Origin of the sequence: Pseudomonas sp. NA-150, from assembly GCF_044336365.1 — a bacterium.
GTDB lineage: Bacteria > Pseudomonadota > Gammaproteobacteria > Pseudomonadales > Pseudomonadaceae > Aquipseudomonas.
The window spans coordinates 1404045-1425836 of the sequence record NZ_CP172305.1; the positions used below are offsets into that span (position 1 = coordinate 1404045).

Below are 21792 nucleotides of genomic sequence, written 5' to 3' on the forward strand. Positions count from 1 at the left end.
TGTAGGTGCGAACGTGTTCGCGAGGCGTTGTGCCAGACACACCGCATCAAGCTGCTCGCCAACAAGTTGGCTCCTACAGGGACGGCGGTGTGTCAGCTGATCAATGCTTGCTGGATTGCGCCGACATCGACAGCAGTTTCTTTTCCATATTCCAGTCGAACGGTTCGTCGTTCTGCTCGGCTTCGTAGCGACGCTCTTCCAGTGCCTGATACAGCTCGATTTCGTCATCCGGCATGAAGTGCAGGCAGTCGCCGGCGAAGTACCACAGCAGGTCGCGCGGCACCAGGTGGGCGATTTGCGGGTAGCGCTGGATCACCTGGCAGATGATGTCCTGGCCCAGGTACTGGCTTTCAATCGGGTTTTTCGGCAGCAGTTCGATCAGTTCGACGAAGCGCTCCATGAACAACGCGTGGCTTTCCTCAGGCACTTGTTCGGCCTCGCCCAAGGCGGCCAGGATGCCGCGCAGGTGCGCCAACAGGTTCAGTTGGTGGTCGAGATTGGCGTCGGCCATGATGCAGTCCTCAAAGGCAAAAACAGGCGCGGGAGTATAAAGGTGTCCGCGCCTGCTGTGTTGTTTGCGTTTAACCACTAACGGACTTTGCCAGCCGTCAGGGTCAGTTCTTGTTGATCGAAATCATCCACGTCGATGACCTTGCGCCGCGCGGCTTGCGCTGCGCGTAGCGATTCGGCTTCCACCGGTTGCAATACACCGGCATGCAACGCGGTATCGACCAGCGGTTCACCCAGCACCGGTTTCAACTGGCGGCTTTTCAGCGCGTGGTGCAGTTTTTGTTGCGCCGGTTGGCTGGTGTTCAGCAGGTCGCAGGCGTGTTGCAGGGCGCCCACGGCATCGTCCGCCGATTGCGGTCGGTAGCAGCCGGCCAGCATCGCTTCCAGCGCCGGATCGCCTTTGGCCCGGCCCATAACTTGCGCCACTTCGGCATCCAGCGCGTCCGACGGTCCGGTATGGCGGCGGCCGAAGGGGAATACCAGCACCCGCAGCGCACAGCCGATGATTCGGTTCGGGAAGTTGTTCAGCAGTTGATCCAGCGCGTGCTCGGATTTGCCCAGGCTTTCTTCCAGCGCCCAGCGAAACAACGGGCTCAGGTATTCCGGCGAATTGAGGTCGTGGTAACGCTTGAGCGCGGCGGAGGCGAGATACAGATGGCTGAGCACATCACCCAGGCGCGCCGACAAGCGTTCCCGGCGTTTCAATTCGCCGCCCAGCAGCATCATGCTCAAGTCCGCCAGCAGCGCGAACGCCGCCGCCTGACGGTTCAAGGCACGGAAATAACCCTGACTCAGGCCATCGCCCGGGGCGCTTTCGAAATGGCCGACGCCCAGATTGAGCACCAGGGTGCTGGCGGCGTTGCCGATGGCGAAGCCGATGTGCTTGAGCAGCAGGTCATCGAACTCGCGCAGCGCCTGATCACGGTCCTCGCGACCGGCCAGGGCCATTTCCTTGAGCACGAACGGATGGCACCGAATCGCGCCTTGGCCAAAGATCATCAAGTTGCGCGAAAGAATGTTGGCGCCTTCCACGGTGATCGGGATCGGCGCGCCTTGCCAGATGCGGCCCAGGTAATTGTTGGGGCCCAGGATAATGCCCTTGCCGCCGTGAACATCCATGGCGTGGCTGATGCACTCGCGGCCGCGTTCGGTCAGGTGGTGCTTGAGAATCGCCGACAAGACCGACGGTTTCTCCCCCAGGTCCACGGCGTTGGTGGTCAGCATCCGTGCACTGTCCATCAGCCAGGCGTTGCCGCCGATGCGCGCCATGACCTCTTGAATCCCTTCGAACGCCGCCAGTGGTACGTTGAATTGTTCGCGCACCTGCGCGTATTGCCCGGTCACCAGGCTGGTGAACTTGGCCATGCCGGTGCCGACTGCCGGCAGGGAAATCGAACGCCCCACCGACAGACAATTCATCAGCATCATCCAGCCTTTGCCGAGCATGGCCTGGCCGCCGATCAAGCAGTCCAGGGGCACGAACACGTCCTTGCCGGCGTTGGGGCCGTTCATGAACGCCGCGCCCAGCGGGTTGTGGCGACGGCCGATCTCGACGCCGGGGGTGTCGGTCGGAATCAACGCCAAGCTGATGCCCAGGTCCTCTTCCTCACCCAGCAGGTGGTCCGGGTCGAAGGCTTTGAAGGCGAGGCCAAGCAAGGTCGCGATCGGGCCAAGGGTGATGTAGCGTTTTTCCCAATTCAGGCGCAGACCGATGACTTCTTCACCCTGCCACTGGCCTTTGCAGATCACCCCGGTGTCGGGCATTGAACCGGCGTCCGATCCCGCCAGCGGGCCGGTGAGGGCGAAGCAGGGAATGTCGTCGCCACGGGCCAGGCGCGGCAGGTAGTGATTGCGTTGTTCGTCGGTGCCGTAGTGCAGCAACAACTCTGCCGGGCCGAGGGAGTTGGGGACCATGACGGTGGAGGCCAGATCGCCGCTGCGCGACGCGAGCTTCATCGCCACTTGCGAGTGAGCGTAGGCCGAGAAGCCTTTGCCGCCGTACTCTTTAGGGATGATCAGGGCAAAAAAACCGTGCTGCTTGATGTGTTGCCAGGCGGCGGGCGGCAGGTCCATGTCCTGACCGATCTGCCAATCGCTGACCATCGCGCACAATTCTTCGGTCGGGCCGTCGAGAAAGGCTTGTTCTTCTTCGCTGAACTGGGCCTTGGGGTAGGCCAACAAGGTGTTCCAGTTCGGCCGACCGCTGAACAGTTCGCCATCCCACCATACGGTGCCGGCGTCGATCGCCTCGCGCTCGGTGGTGGACATCGGTGGCAAGACTTTCTGGAACCATGAAAACAGTGGTGCGGTGAAGTATTTGCGGCGCAGGTCCGGCAGGGCCAGGGGCAGCACGGCGGCGAGCCACAGCACCCAGAAAATCACCATCAACCAGCCCGGCGCATGGCCGACGATACTCATGGCCAGCAAGTAAACCGCCACCGCGCCCAAGGCGGGCAGGGGGGCAATGCGTCGATGGGCCAAATAAGCAGCCCCGACCAGCAGAACCAGTATCCACAACAACAGCATAGGTAATCCTCCGTGATGAACGCGGTGACAAACCGCCTCCAACAGCGTAGACGGCATCAGATGAACAGGGTGGGTGTACTTAAGGTTGGTCGCTTCATCGATAATGACCACCCGGCCGTGCTGGAGTTCGCCGGGCGCGAGGGTGATTACGCTAAACATCCGCCGGATCAAGCGATCAGCCTTTATTAGGCGGCAGCCGACAACCTCGGCAAAAAAAGAAGGAGTAGACTGGCCGGCGAACAAGAAACCACTGTCGCGAAAGAGGACTGGTAATGCTGAAAATCTGGGGCCGAAAAAACTCTTCCAACGTCCGCAAAGTATTGTGGTGCGCCGAGGAAATAGCCTTGCCGTATGAGGCCATCGATGCGGGCGGCGCGTTTGGCCTGGTCGAGAAGGCTGAATACCGGGCGAAGAATCCCAATGGCCGGATTCCGATGATCGAGGACGAGGATTTGGTGCTCTGGGAATCCAACGCCATCGTGCGTTACCTGGCAGCGCGTTATGCACCGAACAGCGCGCTGTACCCGGCCGATCCAGTTGCCCGCGCGGGAGCGGACAAGTGGATGGACTGGATGACCTCGACCCTGGCCGATCCGTTCAAGACCGTGTTCTGGGGCGTACTGCGTACACCGGCCGAACAACAGGACTGGGCGAAGATCCACGCCGGGATCAAAGCCTGTGAAGAGGCATTGTCGGTGGTCGATGCGGCATTGGCCAAACAACCCTATTTGTCCGGTCAAGCGTTCGGCATGGGCGATATTCCGGTGGGCAGTTTTATTTACGCCTGGTTCGAAATGCCGATTGAACGAACTCCGATGCCGCATCTCGAAGCGTGGTACGGGCGCCTGAAGCAGCGTCCGGCCTATCAAAAAGCAGTCATGACTGCGTTGAGTTAATAGTCACTATCATTACGCGGGGCTGTACTTGAGCGGCGTTGCCAAGCACCATTGCGCGGAGCGCCGCAGTTGTCATCAAGTGTGATCGCCCCTACTTATTCTTCCTTCTCCTTCTTGGTGCGTATTCCAGCATGAGTTCCGCTCTGTCCATCCGGCAGCTAACCAAAACCTACGGCAACGGTTTCCAGGCCCTGAGTGGTATCGAACTGGATGTCGCTGAAGGTGATTTCTTTGCCTTGCTCGGCCCTAACGGCGCCGGTAAATCCACGACCATCGGCATCATTTCTACCCTGGTCAACAAAACCAGCGGCAGTGTGAATATCTTTGGCCATGACCTCGACCGCGAACCGGCAGCGCTCAAGCGCTCGATCGGCGTGGTGCCGCAGGAATTCAATTTCAACCAGTTCGAGAAGACCTTCGACATCGTCGTGACCCAGGCCGGTTACTACGGGATTCCACCGAAGATCGCCAAGGAACGCGCCGAGCAGTACCTGACGCAGTTGGGCCTGTGGGACAAGCGCGACGTGCCATCGCGGGCGTTGTCCGGTGGTATGAAGCGGCGTCTGATGATTGCCCGCGCACTGATCCATGAGCCGCGTCTGTTGATTCTCGACGAGCCGACTGCGGGCGTGGACATTGAGCTGCGTCGCTCGATGTGGACGTTCCTCACCGAACTGAACCAGAAAGGCATCACCATCATCCTCACCACGCACTATCTGGAAGAGGCTGAGCAGTTGTGCCGCAACATCGGCATCATTGACCACGGCACCATTGTCGAAAACACCAGCATGAAGACGTTGCTCAACAAGTTGCACGTCGAGACCTTCCTGCTGGACCTGAAAGATACGTGTGTGGCGGCGCCAAACCTGATCGGATATCCGTCGAAACTGGTTGATAGCCATACGCTGGAAGTTCAGGTCGACAAGCAAGTGGGCATCACTGCGCTGTTCGGCCAATTGGCGCTGCAGAACATCGAAGTACTGAGCCTGCGCAACAAAACCAATCGCCTCGAGGAGTTGTTCGTGTCTCTGGTGGAAAAAAACCTGGCGAAGGTGGCCGTATGAATTCCGAGCTACAGCCAAACCTGGTTGCCCTCAACACCATCGTTTATCGCGAAGTTCGTCGTTTCACCCGAATCTGGCCGCAGACCCTGCTGCCGCCAGCGATCACCATGGTGCTGTACTTTGTGATCTTCGGGAACCTGATCGGCCGGCAAATCGGCGATATGGGCGGCTTCACCTACATGCAGTACATCGTGCCGGGCCTGATCATGATGTCGGTGATCACCAACTCATATGGCAACGTGGTCTCGAGTTTTTTCGGCGCCAAGTTTCAGCGTTCCGTCGAAGAGTTGATGGTGTCGCCGGTTTCACCGCACACCATTCTGATCGGCTATACCTTGGGTGGCGTGCTGCGTGGCTTGATCGTCGGGGTTATCGTGACCCTGCTGTCGATGTTCTTCACCGACCTGCAGGTGCATCACCTGGGGATCACCATCATCGTGGTGGTGCTGACGGCGACGATTTTCTCGCTGTTGGGCTTCATCAATGCGGTGTTTGCGCGCAACTTCGACGATATCTCGATCATCCCGACCTTCGTCCTGACGCCGCTGACATACCTGGGCGGGGTGTTCTACTCGATCAACCTGCTGCCGCCGTTCTGGCAGACCGTCTCACTGGCCAACCCGGTGCTGCACATGGTCAACGCCTTCCGCTACGGCATTCTGGGGGTGTCCGATATCCGCATCAGCATCGCCATGGCCTTCATGATCGTCGCCACCATCGCCTTGTACTGGGGCTGTGCGCGGTTGCTGGTCAGCGGGCGTGGGATGCGTCAGTAGTCAGGCGTTTGGTATCTGTGGCGAGACATAGAGCGTGTCCAGCCACAGATCTACCGATGTCTTGATACCTCCGATACGGATTTTGTGTACTGTTCAACGTGCCCGCCGCTTTTCCTTTCTCAAACGCCATTGCCGTCCGACCCACCAGCGCCAATACAGTTGGGTCAGGCAATAGCCCGTCGCGCCGAACACCAGTCCCGCCACCAACGAACCCAGTAAAAAGGGTTGCCACAGTGTGGACAACTGCCCGCTGATCCACTCCCAGGTCAACTCGTCCGGTAGCTGCCGTGACGGGATTTGCATCAGCCACGAGCCGAGTTTGTAGGTGCCGTAAAACACCGGCGGCATGGTAATCGGGTTGGTCAGCCAGACCAGGCTGACGCTGATCGGCATGTTGGCGCGCAAACTAATCGCCAGCACGGCGGCCAGCAGCATCTGCAATGGAATGGGCATGAACGCCGCGAACAAGCCGATACCCATCGCCCGCGCCACCGAGTGGCGATTGAGGTGCCAAAGGTTGGGATCATGCAGAAGACGGCCAAGAAATCGTAAGGATTTGTGTTCTCTGATGCTGGCCGGGTCCGGCATGTAGCGTTTGAACAAATGGCGCGGCATAAGGGTTCTCGTCCCGAGGGTGGGGGCCAGTATGCCCAGATTTTGTCCACATCAAATTCAGACTTTGTGACAATTAATAAAGCAGCGTCTGGCCAAGTGCGCTAATTGAAGGGCTCGACTTTTCACAGGAGCAACTCATGCGCACAGGGATGGTGGCGCTCGCGCTCGGGCTTTTGAGCCTTCGGTTTCTGCCGGCATTGCCGCCAACCTGGCTGTTGTTGGTGATGCCTGTCGTCGGTTTGATGCTGCTGCCGTTTCGCAGTTATCCACTGGCATTTTTTCTGTTTGGCTTCACGTGGGCCTGTGTCTCGGCGCAAGGCGCGCTGAATGATCGCTTGCCCGAGGCGCTGGACGGTCAGACGCGCTGGCTCGAGGGCAAGGTGGTCGGTTTGCCGCTGCCTGCCGATGGCGTGGTGCGTTTTCAGATCGAGCAAGCGCAATCGCGTCGCACGCCGCTGCCCGAACGCCTGCGCGTGGCCTGGTATGGCGGGCCCGAGGTGCGCAGTGGTGAACGCTGGCGATTGGCCGTCAAGCTCAAGCGTCCGACCGGATTGCTCAACCCTCACGCGTTCGACTATGAAGCCTGGCTGCTCGCGCAACGGATCGGCGCCACTGGCACGGTCGTCGACGGGCAACGACTGACGGTCGCCGAGTCTGCGTGGCGTGATGCGGTGCGCCAGCCTTTGCTGGCCGTCGACGCTCAAGGCCGCGAAGGCGCGTTGGCCGCGCTGGTATTGGGCGATGGCTCAGGCTTGAGCCCTCAGGATTGGCAGGTGCTGCAAGACACCGGTACCGTGCATTTACTGGTGATCTCCGGGCAGCACATCGGAATGTTGGCCGGTTTGATCTATGCACTGGTGGCGGGCATGGCGCGTTGGGGGCTGTGGCCCGGTCGCGTGCCCTGGTTGCCGTGGGCCTGCGGCTTGGCGTTCGCTGCGGCGCTCGCGTATGGCCTGCTCGCGGGCTTTGATGTCCCGGTGCGCCGAGCCTGCACCATGATTGGTCTGGTCCTGCTCTGGCGTTTGCGTTTTCGCCATCTGGGGGTGTGGTGGCCGTTGCTGGTGTCGCTGAACCTGGTGTTGATTTTCGAGCCGCTGGTCAGCCTGCAACCGGGCTTCTGGCTGTCCTTCGCGGCAGTGGCGATTCTGATTCTGATCTTCAGCGGACGGCTGGGGGCCTGGAGCTGGCTGCAAAGCTGGACCCGCGCGCAATGGCTGATCGCGATCGGCTTGTTGCCGATGTTGCTGGCGTTGAACCTGCCGGTCAGCCTTACCGGGCCGCTGGCCAATCTGTTCGCGGTGCCCTGGGTCAGTTTGTTGGTGTTGCCATTGGCGCTGCTGGGCACGGCGTTATTGCCGGTGCCGGGAGTGGGTGCCAGCCTGTTGTGGCTGGCAGGAGGATTGCTGGAGGCGCTGTTCCAAGGGCTGACGCTGATTGCCGGTTGGCTGCCGGCCTGGGTCGGCAGTGCCGTGCCGTGGTGGGCATGGTGCCTGAGCCTGCTCGGCGGGGTGCTGTTATTGCTGCCCAAAGGCATACCCCTGCGGTTGTTGGGGTGGCCGCTGCTGTTGTTGTGTGTATTTCCTCCGTTAAAGCACGTGCCCGACGGTGAAGTCGAGGTGCTGCAACTGGACGTCGGCCAAGGATTGTCGGTGTTGTTGCGAACCCGCCATCACACCCTGCTGTACGACGCTGGGCCGCGCTTTGGTGATTTCGACATCGGACAGCGCGTGGTTTTACCGTCGATTCGCAAGACCGGGGTTCGTCATCTCGACCTGATGCTGCTCAGCCATAACCACGCCGATCACACCGGCGGCGCCTTGGCGGTGTATGGCGGGCTGCCGGTCGGCCGAGTGCTCAGCGGCGAAGCCAGCCAGTTGCCGGACATCTTGCAGGCGCAGTATTGCGACAACGATGAGCGCTGGCAGTGGGATGGCGTGCAGTTCTCGACCTGGCGCTGGAAAGACGCCCGGGCGAGCAACCCGGCTTCCTGCGTGCTGATGATCGAAGCCAAGGGTGAGCGCCTGTTATTGACCGGTGATATCGACAGCGATGCCGAGCGGGCGCTGATCGCCAGCGGTTTCGACGTGCGGGCGCGCTGGTTGCTGGCGCCGCATCATGGCAGCCGCAGTTCGTCGTCCATGGTGCTGCTCAAGGCGGTCCAGCCCGATGGCGTGCTGATTTCCCGTGGGCGCGCCAACAATTTCGGCCATCCGCACCCGCAGGTCTTGGCGCGCTATGCTGCGTTGGGGATAACCGCCTATGACAACGCGCAACTGGGTGCCATTCGCCTGCAACTGGGCCAGTTCGGCCAGGCGCAAGGCGAGCAGGGGCGAAGGCGCTTCTGGCGGGATTGAACGCGGCGGTTATTCATCGCAGGATTCGGCGTCGCGGCAGCCCTATGTTAGAGTGGCGCCACTTTTTTCGAGGGGTCTTTACTGTGTGGGAACTGGTCAAATCAGGCGGCTGGATGATGCTGCCGATCATTCTGAGTTCCATCGCTGCTGTCGCAATCATTATTGAGCGACTGTGGACTTTGCGCGCCAGCCGGATCACGCCGCCACACTTGCTCGGTCAGGTCTGGCGCTGGATCAAAGACAAGCAGCTGAACAAGGAAAAGCTCAGGGAACTGCGCGCCGACTCACCACTGGGCGAGATTCTGGCGGCCGGTCTGGCGAACTCCCGACATGGCCGCGAGATCATGAAGGAATGCATCGAAGAGGCTGCGCAGCGGGTCATCCATGAACTCGAACGCTACCTGAGTGCGTTGGGCACTATCGCCGCCATGGCGCCGTTGCTCGGTTTGCTCGGCACTGTCTTGGGCATGATCGATATCTTCGGTTCGTTCATGAACTCCGGCGGTATGAGCAGCAACCCGGCGGTACTGGCCGGCGGTATCTCCAAAGCCTTGATCTGTACCGCGTCCGGCCTGATGGTCGGTATTCCGGCGATCTTCTTCCATCGTTTCCTGCAAAGCCGGGTCGATGAGCTGGTGGTCGGCATGGAGCAGGAAGCGATCAAGCTGGTTGAAGTGGTGCAGGGCGACCGCGATGTCGATCTGAACGGGGACAAAGCGTGAAATTCCGCCGTCGCAAGCCGCGGGAGAACATCGACATCAACCTCGTGTCGTTGATTGACGTGGTGTTCATCCTACTGCTGTTCTTTGTGGTCACCACCACCTTCACCCGCGAAACGCAGTTGCGTGTCGACTTGCCGGAAGCGGTCAGTGGCACGCTGGAAACCGATACCAACCTCAAGCATCTGGACATCGCGATCAGCGCCGAGGGCGTGTATTCACTGAATAACCAACTGCTGCCGAAGAACGATTTGTCGTCGTTGATGGACGCACTGCAGCGGGAGTCGCAGGGCGATACCAAGCTGCCGCTGTCGATCAGCGCCGACGGTAAAACCCCTCATCAAGCAGTGATCACGGCCATGGATGCGGCGGGCAAGCTGGGTTTCAGCCACCTGCGCATGACCACGGTCGAGGCGCCATCGGCTAACTGATGGCGCTGACCGATCGTTTACTCGACGCCTGGTACACCGGTCACCCGGCGCTAGGGCTGTTGCGTCCGCTGGAGTGGCTGTATCGGCGGGTGGTGGACAGCAAGCGTGCGCGATTCGTGGCCGGCGAGGGCACTATTTATCGAGCGCCGGTGCCGGTGCTGGTGGTGGGCAATATCACCGTGGGTGGCACCGGCAAGACGCCGATGATCCTGTGGATGATCGAACATTGCCGCCGTCGCGGGCTGCGCGTGGGCGTGGTCAGCCGGGGTTACGGCGCCAAACCGCCAAGTTTGCCGTGGCGGGTGCGGGCCGATCAGGACGCCAGTCAGGCCGGCGATGAACCCTTGCTCATCGTGCAGCGCAGCGGCGTACCGCTGATGATCGACCCCGACCGCAGCGCCGCCGTCCGCGGCTTGCTCGCTGCCGAGCCGCTGGACTTGATCCTCTGTGACGACGGCATGCAGCATTACCGTCTCGCCCGTGACCTGGAACTGGTGTTGATCGACGCCGCTCGCGGCCTGGGCAATCGCCGTTGCCTGCCGGCTGGCCCGTTGCGCGAGCCAGTGGAGCGTCTGAACAGCGTCGATGCGCTGCTCTACAACGGTGCCAGCAGTGACCGCGATGACGGCTTCGGCTTTGTGCTTAAACCGACGACGGTGGTCAACCTGCGCAGCGGCGAACGCCAGCCCTTGAGCCATTTCCCCGCCGGGCAAGCGCTGCACGCAGTGGCCGGGATTGGCAATCCGCAACGTTTCTTCAACACCCTCGAAGGGCTACACTGGCGGCCTGTGCCCCACGCGTTCGCCGACCATGCGGTCTTTAGCGCGCAGGCGTTGACCTTTACGCCCCGGCTGCCGCTGATCATGACCGAGAAGGACGCCGTCAAATGCCGGGCCTTCTCCGCCGATGACTGGTGGTATCTGGCGGTAGACGCCGAGCCTTCCGAGGCGTTTGTCAGCTGGTTCGATGCGCAGTTGTTACGTCTTTTGCCATAACACCTCAGGATTTCTTATGGACACCAAATTGCTCGATATCCTCGCTTGCCCGATCTGCAAAGGTCCGCTCAAGCTCAGTGCCGATAAAACCGAGCTGATCAGCAAAGGTGCGGGCCTGGCCTTTCCGATCCGTGATGGCATCCCGGTGATGCTGGAAAGCGAAGCGCGCACCCTGACCACCGACGAGCGTCTGGATAAATGACCGCAGTGTTCACCGTTGTCATCCCGGCGCGTTACGGCTCGACTCGCTTCCCCGGCAAACCGCTGAAAATGATCGCCGGCAAGCCGATGATCCAGCACGTCTGGGAACAGGCGCGCAAAAGCAGCGCCGAGCGGGTGGTAGTCGCCACGGATGATCCGCGCATTGTCGAAGCCTGCCGTGCGTTCGGCGCCGACGTGCTGCTGACCCGTGACGATCACAACTCCGGTACCGATCGCCTGGCCGAAGTGGCCACGCAATTGGGCCTCGCCGCCGATGCCATCGTGGTCAACGTGCAGGGTGACGAACCAATGATCCCGCCGGCGGTGATCGATCAGGTGGCGGCTAACCTGGCTGCGCACCCGGAAGCACGGATGTCGACCCTGGCCGAGCCGATCGACGACGTAGCGCACCTGTTCAATCCCAACGTGGTCAAGGTGGTGGCGGACATCAACGGTCTGGCCCTGACCTTCAGCCGCGCACCCTTGCCATGGGCGCGTGATGCACTGGCGCAGAACCGCGACCAGCTGCCCGCCGACGTACCCTATCGCCGACATATCGGGATCTACGCCTACCGTGCGGGCTTCCTGCATGATTTCGTCGGTTGGGGCCCGTGCTGGCTTGAAAGCACCGAGAGCCTGGAGCAATTGCGTGCGCTGTGGCATGGCGTGCGGATTCACGTCGCCGACGCCCTTGAGGCACCGCCAGCCGGCGTCGACACGCCGGAAGATCTTGAGCGCGTGCGTCGCTTGCTGGAGGCTTGATGTCTTTGCAGGTGCAGTCCGCGGTCTCGCTTAAACCGTTCAATACCTTCGGCGTCGATGTCCAGGCTCGTTTGTTTGCCGAAGCCCACAGTGATGACGACGTGCGTGAAGCACTGGCGTATTCGGCGGCGCATCAACTGCCGCTGTTGGTGATCGGCGGCGGCAGCAACCTGCTGCTGACCGCTGACATTCAGGCATTGGTGCTGCGCATGGCCAGCCGGGGCGTTCGCGTTCTCAGCGACAACGGCCAGCGGGTGATCGTCGAAGCGGAGGCCGGCGAGACCTGGCATCCGTTTGTACTGTGGAGTCTGGAGCAAGGCCTGTCCGGCCTGGAAAACCTCAGCCTGATTCCCGGCACCGTCGGGGCCGCACCGATGCAGAACATTGGCGCGTACGGTGTCGAGATCAAAGATGTTTTCCACAGCCTGACCGCACTGGATCGCCAGACTGGCGAACTGCGCGAGTTCAACCTCGACGACTGCGCTTTCGCCTATCGCGACAGCGTGTTCAAACATCAGGCCGGGCGCTGGTTGATCCTGCGCGTGCGCTTTGTGCTCACTCGCGCAGCGCATTTGCACCTGGAATATGGCCCGGTGCGTCAGCGCTTGACCGAACAAGGAATCGAGCAGCCGACGGCGAAAGACGTCAGTGCGGCGATCTGCGCGATTCGCAGTGAAAAACTGCCAGACCCCGCGGTACTGGGCAACGCCGGCAGCTTCTTCAAGAACCCGCTGGTGTCTGCCGAGCTGGGCGCCGAACTGAAGCGCGAGCATCCGGGGCTGGTGGCTTATCCACAGGCTGACGGCCAGGTCAAACTGGCCGCCGGTTGGTTGATCGAGCAGGCTGGCTGGAAAGGCTTCCGCGAGGCAGACGCCGGGGTGCATCGTTTGCAGGCATTGGTGCTGGTCAACTACGGCACGGCCAGTGGCTTGCAACTGCTGGGCCTGGCGCAGCGTATCCAGCAGGACATTGCCCAGCGCTACGGCGTGCACCTGGAAATGGAGCCGAACCTCTACTGAGGTTTGGCCTTACCCCGGCTGCAGCGCTGTGGCCAGTTTATTCATTTGACTTCATGCCCTTTTAAGCATCTTTAGGAGGCATATTGCGGTGCCTGGGCCTAAAATGCTTAGCTGGCTATCCGTCCCGATCATTTCCCGTTTTCTGCAATAAAACCGTAAGGGCTGTGCGACACGGCCCCTCTCTGTTCGAGCCGACCTGCCCAGCCACAGAGCTGAATCAGAGACCGGTCGCTCGACAAACCTGATGATAAGGCAGTGTGTTCGAATGATTACCCTGAACCTGAACGGTAAAGACCTGCAACTGGACGCCACCGACGATATGCCGCTGCTGTGGGCGATTCGCGATGTCGCCGGTTACACCGGCACCAAATTCGGCTGCGGCATGGGCTTGTGTGGCGCCTGCACTATCCACATCAATGGCGAGGCCGTGCGCTCGTGCGTGATCCCGATCAGCAGCGTCGTCGGACAGGCGGTCAGCACCATTGATAACCTGCACAGCGATCCGATCGGACAAGTCGTACAGCAAGCCTGGCTCGACAATGGCGTGGCGCAGTGCGGTTTCTGTCAGGGTGGGCAGATCATGTCCGCCACCGCCTTGCTGAAAAGCAATCCCAAGCCTTCCGAAGTGCAGATCGAAGAGTTCATGGCCGGCAATATCTGCCGCTGTGGCACCTACAACCGGATCAAGACTGCCATTCAGCAGGCCGCGAGCCATTTGCAGGAGGCCAAGGCATGAGCCAGTCCGAGTCCCTGAATGATTTCGCCCTGAGCAACCTCAGTCGTCGCGGTTTTCTCAAAGGTGTAGGCGCCACCAGCGCGCTGGTGCTGGCTGCCAGCTGGGGTTGGCAGGACGCGTTTGCCGATGAGAAAAAGTTCGGCGCCGACGGCATGCCTCACGGCTGGATCGACGATCCGAAGGTCTACGTCAGCATCGGCAGCGACGGCAGTGTCACCGTGACCTGCAACCGCTCGGAAATGGGCCAGGGCATTCGCAGCAGCCTGAGCATGGTGGTGGCCGATGAACTGGAGGCCGACTGGGCGCTGGTCAAGGTTCGCCAGGCGCCGGCCGATGAGGTGCGCTTCGGTAACCAGGACACCGACGGTTCGCGCAGCATGCGCCACTGGTACGAGCCGATGCGCCGTTGCGGTGCCGCTGCCCGGACCATGCTCGAGCAGGCCGCCGCCAACCAATGGCAAGTGCCGGTGACCGAATGTCAGGCGAAACTGCATAAAGTTATCCACGGCCCGAGCGGTCGTGAACTGGGTTACGGCGCGCTGGCCGCTGCGGCCGGTGCATTGGCGGTTCCGGCGCGTGAGACGCTGCGGCTGAAACAACCGTCCGAGTTTTTGTACATCGGCAAGGAAGCCCGGCGCGCGCTGGATGGCGATGACATTGTCCACGGTCGTGCCGTGTATGGCGCCGACGTGCACATCGACGGCATGCTTTACGCCACCATCGCCCGGCCGCAGGTATATGGCGGCAAGGTCAAATCCTACGACGCCAGCGCTGCGCTGAAGGTGCCGGGGGTGATCAAGGTGATGGAAGTCGAGAGCCGTCCGTTGCCCTCTGAGTTTCAGCCATTGGGCGGTGTCGCCGTGATCGCCAGCAACACCTGGGCGGCGATCAAGGGCCGTGAGGCGCTGAAGATCGAATGGGACGATGGCGGCAATGCGACGTACGACTCCGTCGTGTATCGCCAGCAACTCGAAGAGGCGTCGCGCAAACCCGGCAAAGTGGTGCGCAACACCGGTGATGTCGACAAGGCCTTGAGCGCGGCACCGGGCAACCATGAGGCGTCCTATTATTTGCCGCACTTGGCGCAATCGCCCATGGAGCCAATGGTTGCCATTGCGCTGTTCAATGACGGCGCCTGCGAAGTATGGGCACCCAGCCAAGCGCCGCAGGTGACTCGCACCCGGATCGCCGATCGGCTGGGGATTGGTTTCGACAAGGTGACGGTCAACATTACCTTGCTTGGTGGCGGTTTTGGGCGCAAGTCCAAACCGGATTACATCGTCGAAGCGGCGATTCTGGCCAAGGCCATGCCCGGCAAAGCGGTGCGCGTGCAGTGGACCCGTGAAGACGATATCCACCACTCCTACTTCCACACGGTGTCGGCGGAATACCTCAAGGCCAGCCTCGACAAGGACGGCATGCCATCGGGATGGTTGCATCGCACCGTGGCGCCGAGCATCACCGCGTTGTTTGCTCCTGGGGTGAAAAACGAAGGCGGCTTCGAGTTGGGCATGGGTTTTACCAACCTGCCGTACTCGATTCCTAACGTGCGTCTGGAAAACCCCGACGCCGTCGCGCATACCCGCGTAGGCTGGTACCGCTCGGTGTCGAACATCCCCCATGGCTTTGCGATCCAGAGCTTTATTGACGAGTTGGCTGCCAAAGCCGGTCAGGATCCACTGAAGTACCAGCTCAAACTGTTGGGGCCGGATCGTAAGATCGATCCGCGCACCTTGAGTGAAGAGTGGAACTACGGTGAGTCGCCTGAACGCTACCCGATCGACACTGCACGGGTGCGTGGCGTGCTGGAGCGGGCGACCCGGGAAGCCGGCTGGGGCCGTGAATTGCCCAAGGGCCGTGGTTTGGGCCTGGCGGTGCATTACAGCTTCGTCACCTATGTGGCGGCGGTGATTGAAGTGGAGGTCAAGGACGATGGCACGCTGATCGTGCACAAAGCCGACATCGCCGTGGATTGCGGTCCGCAGATCAACCCGGAACGTATTCGGTCGCAGTTCGAAGGCGCGTGCGTCATGGGACTGGGCAATGCGGTAGTCGGTGAAATCAGCTTCAAGGATGGCAAAGTCCAGCAGGACAACTTCCATATGTATGAAGTCGCGCGGATGTCGTTGGCGCCGAAACAGGTTGCCGTGCATTTGGTCGCACCGCCTGAGGGTGTGCCGTTGGGCGGTGTCGGTGAGCCAGGCGTGCCGCCCATAGCGCCCGCCTTGTGTAACGCCATCTTTGCCGCCACGGGGCAGCGCATCCGCAGCTTGCCGATACGTTTTCAGCTCAACGGTTGGCAGAGCAAACAGGTGAAAGCCTGATGGACAGTGTTGATCTAAACGTCTTGAGCAGCGTGCTGGACTGGCGTCGCGCCGGGCATCGGGTGGTGTTGTACAGCGTGGTACAGACCTGGGGCAGCGCGCCGAGGCCGCCGGGGGCGATGCTGGCCTTGCGTGAAGACGGCATGGTCATCGGCTCGGTGTCCGGTGGCTGTATTGAAGACGACCTGATTTCGCGTTTGCAGGACGGTCGCTTGCAGGATCGGGGGTCGGTCCAGCTGGTGACATACGGCGTCACCCAGGAGGAAGCGGCGCGGTTTGGTCTGCCGTGCGGTGGGACATTGCGTCTGACTGAAGAGTGGGTGGGCGACGAACGCTGGGTCGAAGAGCTGCTGCAGCGTTGTGCGGACCACCAACTGGTGGCTCGCACCCTGGACCTGCCGACGGGGCGGGTCACGCTGCATCCGGGCAGTCGAGAGGATCAGCTGAGTTTCGACGGAACCACGCTGCGTACGGTTTACGGCCCGCGCTGGCGTTTGTTGTTGATCGGGGCGGGCCAATTGTCGCGCTACGTCGCGGAAATGGCCCGGTTACTGGATTTCGAAGTGCTGATCTGTGATCCACGCAAGGAATTCGCTTTCGGTTGGGAAGATCAACAAGCCCGCTTCGTTCCTGGCATGCCGGACGACGCGGTGCTGGCCATCGAACCGGACGAGCGTACGGCAATTGTCGCGTTGACCCATGACCCGCGTCTGGACGACATGGCGTTGCTCACGGCGCTGAACTCCAACGCGTTTTACGTCGGTGCGCTGGGTTCGCGGGTGACTAGCCAGAAGCGCCGGGAAAATCTTGCGCAACTGGGACTCACCCCTGAGGCCGTCGACCGTCTGCATGGGCCGATCGGTTTGCATATCGGCAGTCATACCCCGGCGGAAATCGCCTTGTCGTTGATGGCCGAGATCGTGACCTTGAAAAACGGCGTGGCCTTGAAACAGAAAAGGCCTGCCGCCGCCGAGGTCGCGCATTGAGCGCCAGCCTTTGTGCCATCGTGCTGGCGGCCGGGCAGGGCAGTCGCTACCGGGAGGTGGCGGGTGCTGATCAGGACAAGTTGCTGGCACCCTGCGTCGGGCGTGATGGCGTTGTCAGGCCGGTGCTGGAGCAAGTGCTGCTGAATGTGGCCAACATTGTCGACCAGGTCGTGCTGCTGGCCCGACCAGAGTGCCATGCGGTCATTGAGCTTGGGCAACGCTACGCTTGCCGTGTGGAGTTGCTGGAGTCCGCCGGTATGGGCGACAGCATTGCTGCAGCGGTGACCGCTGAACCTGATCATCGCGGTTGGCTGGTGGTGCTGGGGGATATGCCGTTCATATTGCCCGAAACCTTGAGCTTTCTGGTCGAGTCGCTAGACGATGATCACATCTGTGTGCCGGTCTACAACGGCGCCCTGGGGCATCCCGTGGCGTTTGGTCGACGGTTTTGTTTGCCATTGATGGCGCTGTCAGGTGATCGAGGCGCCAAGCGCTTGTTTCAGCCGGAGTTGGTGCGGCAGATCGAAGTGAATGATCCTGGGGTGTTGTGGGATGTCGATGTGCCTGAGGCACTGCTATTCAACCCTTGATTGCCATACCTCTGTAGGAGCCAACTTGTTGGCGATCAGCTTGATGCGGTTTGCCTGGCACACCGCCTCGATGTAGGAGCCAACTTGTTGGCGATCAGCTTGATGCGGTTTGCCTGGCACATCGCCTCGTTGTAGGAGCCAACTTGTTGGCGATCAGCTTGATGCGGTTTGCCTGGCACATCGCCTCGTTGTAGGAGCCAACTTGTTGGCGATCAGCTTGATGCGGTTTGCCTGGCACATCGCCTCGTTGTAGGAGCCAACTTGTTGGCGAGCAGCTTGATGCGGTTTGCCTGGCACATCGCCTCGCGAACAAGTTCGCTCCTACAGGGTGCCGTCGCGCAGCCTCAAACCCATATCGCATCCCATAGAGAATAGTCGCCCACATATTCGACCAGTCCTGCTCGCAGAGGATTGGCGATGATGTAGCGGGCTATTTTCCTTAGGTCATCTTCATGGCGAACCGCTCGGTCGTGAAAACCCTTCTGCCAGAGCCGCCCCTCGCGATGAGTGGCCCTATTAATCTCAATCGCGCTGCGGGCTTTTACCTGCTTCATGACCTTATCTAAAGAGCCATGTCTGAGTTGAAGTAACCAATGGAAGTGATCTGGCATTACTACCCAGGCCAAAGACAACGCCAGCCCTTGCTGTTCCGCGCGCCTGAACTCATCGATGACTAACCGCCCCAAGCGCCAATCTTCAAATATGGGGCGGCGATCTTCAATAATCGATGTCACGTTGTAAACACGCCAGATTTCGGAAAAACGGCCTAAGCGTAGATGACGTCCATGTTCATGTCGGAGCATTCCATCGCCTTCCTTCGCAGAAAACCAGCCAGTGAATCTAACGGTGTAGTCGCCGTGGCGCCTGCCTAAACAACAGCCGGATGTTTCAGCAGGCATAAAAAAGCCCCCGGCTGCTTGCGCAGGCGGGGGCTTTTTAACGAACGGGATTAAGCGAGTGGTTTAGGCTCGGTGCTTTCTTCCAGTTCTTCTGCGTGGTGCTTCACGACTTCTTCAGCCGAGCGCAGGTTTTCGTCGATCACCGGCGTGTGGGCGTCAGGTGCACTGTGCTCAACCGGTGCTGCAACTTCTGCAACCACTTCTTCGGCAATTGGAGCAGGCGCCGGGGCGGCTTCTACTTCAGTCACTTTAGCGGCGGCAGCGGCGGCTTCGGCTTCACGCTTGCGACGACGCACTTCGCGAGGATCGTTCGGCGCGCGGCCTGTGCTGCTGACCGGAGCAGCCGGTGCTTCCACCACCTCAGGTTCAGTAACAGGAGCAGCGACCGGTGCAGGGGCTTCAACTTCAGCCACTACGGCCGGAGCCACCACAGGTTCAGCGACGATCGGGGCCACAAACTCAGTTGGCAGTTCCGGCGATTCAGTGACCTTCACTTCCTCGTGAACCGGAGCAACTGGCAGCTCGGCAACCGGAGCACTGAACAGCTCGGTTTGAGCGGCCATCGGTGCTTCTTCGGCAACGACCGGTGCATGAACCACTTCTTCGCGAGGCGCGTGCTGGACTTCAACGTCCGGCGTGGCTTCAACGTGCGCTGCAACCTGGGCAATCGGCGCTTCAACCACTGGCGCTTCGAACGCAGGTGCTTCGCTGGCTTCAACAGTAGCGGTTGCTCGCTCGGCCTGACGATGGGCGTCGGCTTCGGCCGTTGCGCTGATTACGCTGCTGGCAACGGCGGCTGTTACAGCCAGACCGGCAGCCAGTTCAGCGCTGGTAGGTTCGCTGTGGGTACCTTCGTCAGTACCTTCGGCGCCGTCTTCAGAGCCTTCCGGACCTTCGATCACATTGCCATTGGCATCACGTTGACGCTCACGACGGTTGCTGCGACGACGCTGACCACGGGAGCGACGACGAGGGCGATCGCCTTCTGCGCCGTCCTGGTTGTCATCCTGCAACAGTTCTTCGTTCGGCAGTGCTTCGTCTTCGCTGACCGCAGCGGCGGCCTGCTCGGCACGTGGCTGACGCTCTTCACGCGGTGCACGCGGTTGACGCTCTTCACGCGGTGCGCGCTCTGGACGAGGCTGCTCTTCGCTACGGGCTTCAGCAGGGGCAACGGCGTCCAGCGGTTCACGCAGTTCACGCACGCGCTCTTCACGCGGCTTGCGATCTTCACGCGGGGCACGTGGCTCGCGCGGTGGACGCGGTGCACGTTCTTCGCGGGGAGCGGTGGTTTCTTCACGCACTTCACGTGGCGCGCGTTCTTCACGCGGAGCACGGTCTTCGCGAGGTGCACGCTCTTCACGCGGAGCACGTTCTTCACGAGGGGCACGTTCGGCGCGCTCTTCACGCGGCTTGCCTTCATCGCGACGGCCGTTACGGCTGCGGCTCTGCTGACGACCGTTGCGACGCTCATCGTTGCTGCGCGCAGGTGAACGTTCGCTGGCCGGTTTCTCGGCAACGACCGGCGCAACCGGCTCTTCCTTCGACGCAAACAGGCTGACCAGCGACTTCACCAGGCCTTTGAACAGGCTTGGCTCGTGGACGACCGGTGCAGTGACTGCCGGAGTTGCAACCGCTTCGACCGGGACCGGTGCGTTGGCACGAGCTGGCGCGGTCTTGACGGCGGCTTCCTGGCGCACCAGGGTGCGGGTGGCAGCGGCTGGCGGTGCGACTTCTTCGACTTCGGCAGCGGCCGCAGCGATTTCGTAGCTGGACTGGTTGGTGTGAGCTTCCGGGCTGTCGTCACGCAGACGTTGCACTTCGAAGTGAGGCGTTTCGAGGTGGTCGTTCGGCAGGATGACGATGCGAGCGCGAGTGCGCAGTTCGATCTTGGTGATCGAGTTGCGTTTTTCGTTGAGCAGGAACGCCAGCGACCGGGATCGGCACTTGTGCGCGAACTTCGGCGGTGCGGTCTTTCAGGGCTTCTTCTTCGATCAGGCGCAGGATCGCCAGCGACAGCGATTCGACGTCACGGATGATGCCGGTGCCGTTGCAACGCGGGCAAACGATGCCGCTGCTCTCGCCCAGCGAAGGACGCAGGCGCTGACGGGACATTTCCAGCAGACCAAAGCGCGAGATGCGACCCACTTGAACGCGGGCGCGGTCGGCTTCCAGGCTTTCGCGGACTTTCTCTTCCACGGCGCGCTGGTTCTTGGCCGGCGTCATGTCGATGAAGTCGATGACGATCAGGCCACCGATGTCACGCAGACGCAGCTGGCGGGCGATTTCTTCAGCCGCTTCCAGGTTGGTTTGCAGGGCGGTTTCTTCGATGTCGCTGCCTTTAGTGGCGCGGGCCGAGTTGATGTCGATGGACACCAGGGCTTCGGTCGGATCGATAACGATGGAGCCGCCGGAAGGCAGTTCGACAACGCGCTGGAAAGCGGTTTCGATCTGGCTTTCGATCTGGAAACGGTTGAACAGCGGAACGCTGTCTTCGTAGAGCTTGATTTTGCTGGCGTACTGCGGCATCACCTGGCGGATGAAGGTCAGGGCTTCTTCCTGGGCTTCAACGCTGTCGATCAGCACTTCGCCGATGTCCTGGCGCAGGTAATCGCGGATGGCGCGGATGATGACGTTGCTTTCCTGATAGATCAGGAACGGCGCGGAACGATCAAGAGAAGCTTCCTTGATGGCGGTCCACAGTTGCAGCAGGTAATCGAGGTCCCACTGCATTTCTTCGCTGCTGCGGCCCAGGCCGGCAGTGCGCACGATCAGGCCCATGTCGGCTGGAGCAACCAGGCCGTTCAGCGCTTCACGCAGTTCGTTGCGTTCTTCGCCTTCGATACGGCGCGAGATGCCGCCGGCACGCGGGTTGTTCGGCATCAGCACCAGATAACGACCGGCGAGACTGATGAAGGTGGTCAGGGCTGCGCCCTTGTTGCCACGTTCTTCTTTCTCGACCTGAACGATGACTTCCTGGCCTTCGCTCAGGACGTCCTTGATGTTGACGCGGCCTTCAACAGACTTCTTGAAGTATTCGCGGGAGATTTCTTTAAGTGGCAGGAAGCCGTGGCGCTCAGAGCCGAAATCGACAAAGGCAGCCTCAAGGCTTGGTTCGATGCGAGTAATCCGGCCTTTATAGATATTGGCCTTCTTTTGCTCGCGGGCACCGGACTCGATGTCCAGATCATAGAGACGTTGGCCGTCTACCAGTGCGACACGCAACTCTTCGGGTTGAGTTGCGTTAATTAGCATTCTTTTCATGTAGTACCGTCGGTTTCCGGGCTGCCGGAAACGGCGTTCGGCACACACGACTTCTCACGGTCGGTGTCAGGGCGCGTCAGGAGTGGTTGGCCACTCCAGTGTCTAGCGAGTTTCAGCCAATGGGGCCG

18 protein-coding genes and 1 pseudogene are annotated in these 21792 nt (G+C 60.9%); 14 read left to right on the plus strand and 5 right to left on the minus strand.

All coding sequences use genetic code 11. The features are described from left to right. Nucleotides 1-100: 100 nt before the first annotated feature. Nucleotides 101-511 carry a PA2817 family protein gene (locus tag ACF0H7_RS06750; protein ID WP_397452009.1) on the minus strand — a complete coding sequence of 137 codons (411 nt, stop codon included), beginning with the start codon at nt 509-511 and terminating at the stop codon, nt 101-103. Between the two features lie 77 nt (nt 512-588). After that, entirely contained in the window at nt 589-3036 is a 2448-nt protein-coding gene (locus tag ACF0H7_RS06755) for an acyl-CoA dehydrogenase (protein ID WP_397453846.1), read from the minus strand. Between the two features lie 272 nt (nt 3037-3308). Here ACF0H7_RS06755 and ACF0H7_RS06760 point away from each other — a divergent pair, with 272 nt between their 5' ends. From ACF0H7_RS06760 to ACF0H7_RS06770, 3 genes are all read left to right on the plus strand, one after another. Continuing rightward, nucleotides 3309-3932, plus strand: coding sequence for a glutathione S-transferase family protein (locus ACF0H7_RS06760; RefSeq protein ID WP_397452010.1), 624 nt, complete (start codon nt 3309-3311; stop codon nt 3930-3932). Nucleotides 3933-4063: 131 nt separating this feature from the next. Beyond that, nucleotides 4064-4996: an ABC transporter ATP-binding protein gene (locus ACF0H7_RS06765; protein ID WP_397452011.1), complete on the plus strand. Its 933-nt coding sequence runs from the start codon at nt 4064-4066 to the stop codon at nt 4994-4996. Beyond that, nucleotides 4993-5772: an ABC transporter permease gene (locus ACF0H7_RS06770; RefSeq protein WP_397452012.1), complete on the plus strand. Its 780-nt coding sequence runs from the start codon at nt 4993-4995 to the stop codon at nt 5770-5772. The genes ACF0H7_RS06765 and ACF0H7_RS06770 overlap by 4 nt, the downstream gene beginning before the upstream one ends. Before the next feature lie 93 nt (nt 5773-5865). Here ACF0H7_RS06770 and ACF0H7_RS06775 read toward each other — a convergent pair whose 3' ends face one another. After that, a complete protein-coding gene (locus ACF0H7_RS06775; protein WP_397452013.1) occupies nt 5866-6387 on the minus strand; it encodes a DUF2062 domain-containing protein in 522 nt (173 codons plus the stop codon). Between the two features lie 137 nt (nt 6388-6524). Between ACF0H7_RS06775 and ACF0H7_RS06780 the strand changes: the two genes are divergently transcribed. The 11 genes from ACF0H7_RS06780 to ACF0H7_RS06830 all read left to right on the plus strand — a co-directional run bounded on the left by ACF0H7_RS06780 (nt 6525) and on the right by ACF0H7_RS06830 (nt 17504). Continuing rightward, nucleotides 6525-8741, plus strand: coding sequence for a DNA internalization-related competence protein ComEC/Rec2 (locus tag ACF0H7_RS06780; protein WP_397452014.1), 2217 nt, complete (start codon nt 6525-6527; stop codon nt 8739-8741). A gap of 83 nt (nt 8742-8824) precedes the next feature. Further along, a complete protein-coding gene (locus ACF0H7_RS06785; RefSeq protein ID WP_397452015.1) occupies nt 8825-9463 on the plus strand; it encodes a MotA/TolQ/ExbB proton channel family protein in 639 nt (212 codons plus the stop codon). Next, the gene (locus ACF0H7_RS06790) at nt 9460-9891 is read left to right on the plus strand and encodes an ExbD/TolR family protein (protein WP_397452016.1); all 432 of its coding nucleotides are present in this window, start codon (nt 9460-9462) and stop codon (nt 9889-9891) included. Before ACF0H7_RS06785 ends, ACF0H7_RS06790 begins: the two co-directional genes overlap by 4 nt. Next, entirely contained in the window at nt 9891-10886 is a 996-nt protein-coding gene (gene lpxK / locus ACF0H7_RS06795; RefSeq protein ID WP_397452017.1) for a tetraacyldisaccharide 4'-kinase, read from the plus strand. The genes ACF0H7_RS06790 and lpxK overlap by 1 nt, the downstream gene beginning before the upstream one ends. Nucleotides 10887-10902: 16 nt before the next feature. Then, nucleotides 10903-11088, plus strand: a complete 186-nt coding sequence (locus ACF0H7_RS06800) for a Trm112 family protein (RefSeq protein WP_087265487.1) — start codon at nt 10903-10905, stop codon at nt 11086-11088. Next, nucleotides 11085-11849 carry a 3-deoxy-manno-octulosonate cytidylyltransferase gene (gene kdsB, locus ACF0H7_RS06805; protein ID WP_397452018.1) on the plus strand — a complete coding sequence of 255 codons (765 nt, stop codon included), beginning with the start codon at nt 11085-11087 and terminating at the stop codon, nt 11847-11849. Before ACF0H7_RS06800 ends, kdsB begins: the two co-directional genes overlap by 4 nt. Beyond that, nucleotides 11849-12868 (plus strand): UDP-N-acetylmuramate dehydrogenase, encoded by a 1020-nt coding sequence (murB, locus tag ACF0H7_RS06810; protein WP_397452019.1) that lies wholly within the window; start codon nt 11849-11851, stop codon nt 12866-12868. Before kdsB ends, murB begins: the two co-directional genes overlap by 1 nt. Before the next feature lie 265 nt (nt 12869-13133). Beyond that, nucleotides 13134-13604 carry a (2Fe-2S)-binding protein gene (locus ACF0H7_RS06815; protein ID WP_397452020.1) on the plus strand — a complete coding sequence of 157 codons (471 nt, stop codon included), beginning with the start codon at nt 13134-13136 and terminating at the stop codon, nt 13602-13604. Next, a complete protein-coding gene (locus tag ACF0H7_RS06820; RefSeq protein ID WP_397452021.1) occupies nt 13601-15928 on the plus strand; it encodes a molybdopterin cofactor-binding domain-containing protein in 2328 nt (775 codons plus the stop codon). The genes ACF0H7_RS06815 and ACF0H7_RS06820 overlap by 4 nt, the downstream gene beginning before the upstream one ends. Next, complete coding sequence (locus ACF0H7_RS06825) at nt 15928-16914, plus strand: XdhC family protein (RefSeq protein ID WP_397452022.1); 987 nt, start codon at nt 15928-15930, stop codon at nt 16912-16914. Before ACF0H7_RS06820 ends, ACF0H7_RS06825 begins: the two co-directional genes overlap by 1 nt. Continuing rightward, nucleotides 16911-17504, plus strand: a complete 594-nt coding sequence (locus ACF0H7_RS06830) for an NTP transferase domain-containing protein (RefSeq protein ID WP_397452023.1) — start codon at nt 16911-16913, stop codon at nt 17502-17504. The genes ACF0H7_RS06825 and ACF0H7_RS06830 overlap by 4 nt, the downstream gene beginning before the upstream one ends. Nucleotides 17505-17848: 344 nt before the next feature. Here ACF0H7_RS06830 and ACF0H7_RS06835 read toward each other — a convergent pair whose 3' ends face one another. Continuing rightward, complete coding sequence (locus ACF0H7_RS06835; protein WP_397453847.1) at nt 17849-18307, minus strand: REP-associated tyrosine transposase; 459 nt, start codon at nt 18305-18307, stop codon at nt 17849-17851. 146 nt (nt 18308-18453) lie between these two features. Beyond that, a pseudogene (gene rne, locus ACF0H7_RS06840) lies at nt 18454-21664 on the minus strand (ribonuclease E). Nucleotides 21665-21792 lie beyond the last annotated feature (128 nt).